Here is a 4841-nt window from a genome sequence, read left to right as displayed (position 1 = left end):
CCGGCCATCGGCAGCAAGGTGAGGGCGAAGGCGGCAAGCGTGGTGCCAAGAGGCTGGGAGATGGAGCGCATGGGCAGTGAGTCCGGTGGGTGTTGAAGCCAATGAATGTATTACAGCGGGTGCCCTGGCTGCGCCGGTATAAATAACAGGGCTTCGTTGCGCGACGGATTCCGGTTGCTGGAAAAACAGTCCTGTAGAGCATTTTCACGCATCAAATATGCCTGCAACCCAATAAGAACGTGCGCGAGAAGCTATAAATTTAGGAGCAACGGACGACTGCCCACGGCAGCCACCCCCGCAACTCATCCGGCTACTTGTCGTCAGAAAAGTAAGGCGCGCCCTGCAGGGCCGTTAGCGGCAGATTAAAAGTTTTCACCGGCACCAGCGGCGGCTGTTTCACGGACGTCGCGCGTCCGGCCGCTATCTCTGCGGCTTCTTCTTCGCTGGGACGTTTGGCCTCAGCCAGCGCGGGCCGTATGCAGGCCGAGCGTATTCTTTCCAGGGCTTTTTCCGGCAGCTCCTTGCGCGGGCCAAAGCGGCTGCCGTCTACATGCAGCACCTCACCATCCTTCAGCGTGGCAAGCTGGTTCAGCGGCGGGTTGCCAAACGCCGGGTTGTAGCCCACGCGCAGCGTGTTCGCGTCGCCGCGCCGGTACTGCACCACGCGCAGCTGTTTGGGCTGGCCGTTGGCATCCACTTCCGCATCGGCTATATAAAAGTAGCGCACCTGCGCCATCGGCATGGGCGGCAGCTTGTAGCTGGAAGACCAGCCGTTGTGGCCGTCCCTGAAGAGCCGGCGCAGGCTGGTGGGCAAGGTCTCGTCAGTGCCCGTGGCAAACGCGACCGACACCGCGCGAGACAGCGAATGGCCRTGAAAGTCAAACTCCACGGTCTGTTTCTGCTCAAGCACCTGCTTGCCAAAGACGGGGAAGACGGAGCCGTTCTGTCGCACCTCCTGCAGGCGCACGCCGTTGCCTTCAGCCTTCCAGCGCCCGCCGGCCAGCATGTCGAGCGAGCCGCCCATGAAACTAAAACAAAACGTGTTGTCGTCCAGCAGCATCAGCTGCGCACGCGAATCGACCGAACCCTGGGTGTAGCCACCGACATACGGCTGTTCAGCCGGGGTAACMGCCTGCGCGCCAGCCAGCGGCAGCAAGGTGAGGGCGAAGGTGGCAAGCGTGGTGCCAAAAAGAGGCCGGAAGCTGGGGCGCATGGGTATCCAGAAGGTGAAGAAGGAAGTGACTGTATGGCAGCGGCAGCAGGGTTGCGCCGGGCTCAATGCAAGCAGATGTCAGCGTGCGTGCTATGCCACAAAGTGCGAAGCCACAAACGCCAGCCCCAGCAACCCGCCCCACAGCAGCGCTGTCATCAGCCGGTTGCGTTCGTTTTCATGGTGCGTCATGAAGAGGTGGCCCAGCAGCCAGGTAATGCCACTGAAGCCAAACAGCAAACCGACCAGCGCGGCCGCGCCGGCGTAGACGCCATGCATCCACAAGGGAATGGCCATGAAAAGATGGCTCAGGCTGCGCGGCGAAAGAATCAGGTACAGGCCCAGGTAAAGCGAGATCTCAAAAATCGGAATCGCCACCAGCGCAGCCACCAGCCGCCACAGCAGGCCTTCGCTTTCGTCAGGGGCTGGCCGGCGCTTGCGCAGGTAAGGGGGTCTATCCATGGGGTGGGACTATAACTGCGTGGCGTGGCTTCACCAGCAGGGGCCGCGGTCCGGCTTTGCCGGCCGCAAGGCGCCCGTCCCCTGCAAGGGGAGAGGGGGCTACACGCAGTGAGCCCCAACAGGGGTGTGCCATTTATTCAACAGGGGTGTGCCAGCTTGCGCAATTGCGCATGCGCCGCATCTTCCAGATCCAGCGGCTGCTGCTGCTTGGCTTTCAAATAGCGGTTGGTAAACACATCCAGGTAAGCCTCCAGCGTTTGCGCCGCATGCGTCTCACCGGCCAGCTCCAGGCACAGGGCCGCCACTTCAGACGTGCAAAAGTGCGTGTCGCGCTGYGAGCGGCGCAGCTTGTAGCGAGAGAGCTGCTCGCTCTGCAAACTCAGCACGGGCAGGTGGTTGAGGTATGGGCTCTTGCGAAACATCTTGCGGGCTTCGGGCCACGTCGCGTCCAGCAATACAAACAGCGGGCGCTTCGTATTCCTGTCACCCGATGAGTCGGCAGGCAACACATCAGCCACCACTCGCTCAGCCGCCACAAACTCGCCCGGAAACACCAGGTAGGGCTGCCACTGCGGGTCGGCCAGCAGCGCCAGCAGTGCAGGGTCTACTTCGGTGCGCGCCCATTCAAACGCAAACGTGTCCGCCACCACATCGGCAATCAGCCAGCCCGTGTTGCTGGGTTTCAGCGCCTCGATGTCGGCCATGATGAGGCACACACCCGCGCGCGTGGGCACAACAGGGCGCAGGGCGCACATGCAGTGGCTGGGCATCAGGCGGCAACCGGCGCAGCGCACATTGCGCGGGCCGCCGCGGGCCAGGAATGGTTTGGAGGCGCGCGCCAGCCGCGCGGTGCGCAGGCGGGAAACTGCGTGAGCGTCTGGGGAAGTGGAAGTCATAGGCAGAGTATCGCCAAATCGCGCCAGGCTACTCCAGCCTGCTTCAAGTAGCTTCAGGCCTTCTCAAGCTCTTGTTTCGCATGGGCTGCGCCCGGCCCGTTCGGTGCCAGCTCCAGGTAATTGCGAAAGGCCTTCTTCGCCTTGTCGCCGTCGCCTGCCCGCGCATGGGCATCGCCCAGGTTCAGGTAGGCAATCGCACGTGATGGGTCCATCTTCACGGTGTTTTCAAACCAGCGCGCCGCTTCCTTGAACTTGTCCTGCTTGAAATACACAAACCCCAGGTTGTTGGCAGCCAGCGCAAAGTCGGGGCGCAGCTTCAGCGCCTCGGTGAACTGGGCTTCGGCTTCGGCGTACAGCTTTTCTTTATAGAGCTGCAGGCCGCGGTCATTGGCGCGCTGGGCCAGTTGCCGTGCCGAGCTGGGCACAGCCAGCGGCGTGGTGATTTTTTGTTCACCGCCCTGCAGGTCTTTCACCACCACGGTTGCCGTGGGCGGTGCCGTCACCGGCACATCGCTGCCGGCAGTGGGCGCGGCGGCGGGCGGGCGTGTGGCGTCGAGTTTGCTGTTCAGCGCAATCGCATCGACAGACAGCTGGCTCGTCTGCGCGCTTAAAAACTCGGCCTCTGCCGGCAGCGCAAACACAAAGTCGCCGCCTTCAGATCCCGGCAGGCTGCCAAAGGCCGGTGTCTGCCGCGACACCGACGCTACGGCCGGCGCCACATACGCGGCCAGCTCGGTCGCGGTGATCAGGCCGTCGCCGTTCAGGTCGGCCTTGCCGCCCATCGCCTGCAGCAGCGTCCAGGTAAACACCGAATGCCCGTTTGGCCCGCCGTCGGCCACCAGTTGGTCGGCGCCGCCGGCCGTCAGCATCTGCCGGCCCAGGCGCTTGGCGTTGTCACGCAAAAAGTTGCCAGAGCCCGCGCCGCGCGTCAGGCCCAGCCCGCTGTAGCAGGCGTCCATCACAAACAGCACGTGCTTGGCCGTCAGGCTTTCGGCAATGTTCTGCAGCTCCGTCATCGGCACCGCGTCCGTCGCGATCTTGTTCGGGTCTGAATCTGCCGGAATGATGTAGCCCAAATCGCGGCCCGAGCTCAGCTGCCGTGTGGCGCCGTGCCCGGCAAAGAACACGAACAGCCTGTCGTTCTTCTTCATGCCGCTGTGCGCCAGCTTGTCATGAAAGGCGGCCAGTATGCCGGTGCGTGTGGCCTCGCGGTTTTCAAGGGATATCACGTGGTCGGCGGCAAAGCCAAACCGCTGGATCAACGTTTCGCGAATGGCACGCGCGTCGCGCACCGCGTACTGCAGCTTGGGCCAGCTGGCGTAGTCGTCAATGCCAATCACAATGGCCCACGAGTCGCTATATCCCGGGTTGGCTGCCTGCGGGGCGGGCGCCACGCCCGAGCCCTTGGCCACGGTAAAGCCGGTTCCGTCCCAGCTCGCAAACTGGTAGCCGTCGGCCACCAGGCGTTCCAGAATGGCCGGCAGCGCTTTCACCGTGCGCTCATGAATGTCGTGAAACAGCACAATGCCGCGGCCTTCTTTTTCAACCGACTTCAGTACGCGTTCCACAATCGAGCTCGGCACCGGGTCGGCCCAGTCGAGCGAATCAATGTTCCACATGACAGAGCGCAGGTGCGCGGCCGACAGCACGTCCAGCCCTTCGTCGTTGCGCGCGCCGTACGGAAACCGAAAGAGCGGCGAGCGCCGCGTATCTACCGCTTTGAGCAATTCATCAGTGCCCAGCATCTCTGATTTAAGGCCCGCGCCATTGAGCTTGGAAAGCTGCGCATGCGTCATGCTGTGGTTGGCCAGCGTGTGGCCGGCTTCCAGCAGCTTGCGGCTGATGTCTGCGCGCGGCCCCAGTTTGGTTTTGCCATCAGCCGCCACCGTGCCCAGGTTGCTGCCCACCTGAAAGAAGATGCCCGGCGCACCGTACTGCTTCAGGATGGCCGCAATCTCGTTGGTATAAACGCCGTGCGGGCCGTCGTCAAACGTCAGCACGATGGTCTTGGGCGGCAGGCTGTAGCCAAACACCTCGCCCTCTTCTTCGTCTTTGCTTTTGCGCGTGGTGGGCTTGGGCAGCGCGTAAGGCATCACCACGCCAAAGTCTTTCAAAATCTGCTCGCGTGTGTAGCGCTTCTTCAGGCTGGCCACATAGTCTTCCCAGCGCTCGCGCTTCAAGTCAATCGCCCGCGGCTCAAAGCGGCCGAACACCAGGCGAATCTCTTTTTCGTAGTTGCGCTCAATTTCAACCAGCGCGTCCAGGTCTTCACC

4 protein-coding genes are annotated in these 4841 nt (G+C 62.7%); all 4 read right to left on the bottom strand.

Going from position 1 to position 4841, the window contains the following annotated elements; all coding sequences use genetic code 11:
* Positions 1-310 precede the first annotated feature (310 nt).
* The gene (locus AC1D1P_RS14345; RefSeq protein WP_477673450.1) at positions 311-1213 is read right to left on the bottom strand and encodes a hypothetical protein; all 903 of its coding nucleotides are present in this window, start codon (positions 1211-1213) and stop codon (positions 311-313) included.
* Positions 1214-1303: 90 nt separating this feature from the next.
* The gene (locus tag AC1D1P_RS14340; protein ID WP_477673449.1) at positions 1304-1672 is read right to left on the bottom strand and encodes a hypothetical protein; all 369 of its coding nucleotides are present in this window, start codon (positions 1670-1672) and stop codon (positions 1304-1306) included.
* Positions 1673-1809: 137 nt separating this feature from the next.
* The gene (locus AC1D1P_RS14335; protein ID WP_477673448.1) at positions 1810-2568 is read right to left on the bottom strand and encodes a tRNA-uridine aminocarboxypropyltransferase; all 759 of its coding nucleotides are present in this window, start codon (positions 2566-2568) and stop codon (positions 1810-1812) included.
* A gap of 53 nt (positions 2569-2621) precedes the next feature.
* Positions 2622-4841, bottom strand: a 2220-nt coding sequence (locus tag AC1D1P_RS14330) for a polysaccharide deacetylase family protein (RefSeq protein WP_477673447.1), incomplete at its 5' end; no start/stop codon positions are given.

The sequence above is a fragment of the Polaromonas sp. P1_E1_2 genome (assembly GCF_056406035.1).
Note: the sequence above shows the minus strand (reverse complement) of the source record. Positions and strands in the feature narration are given on the sequence as shown.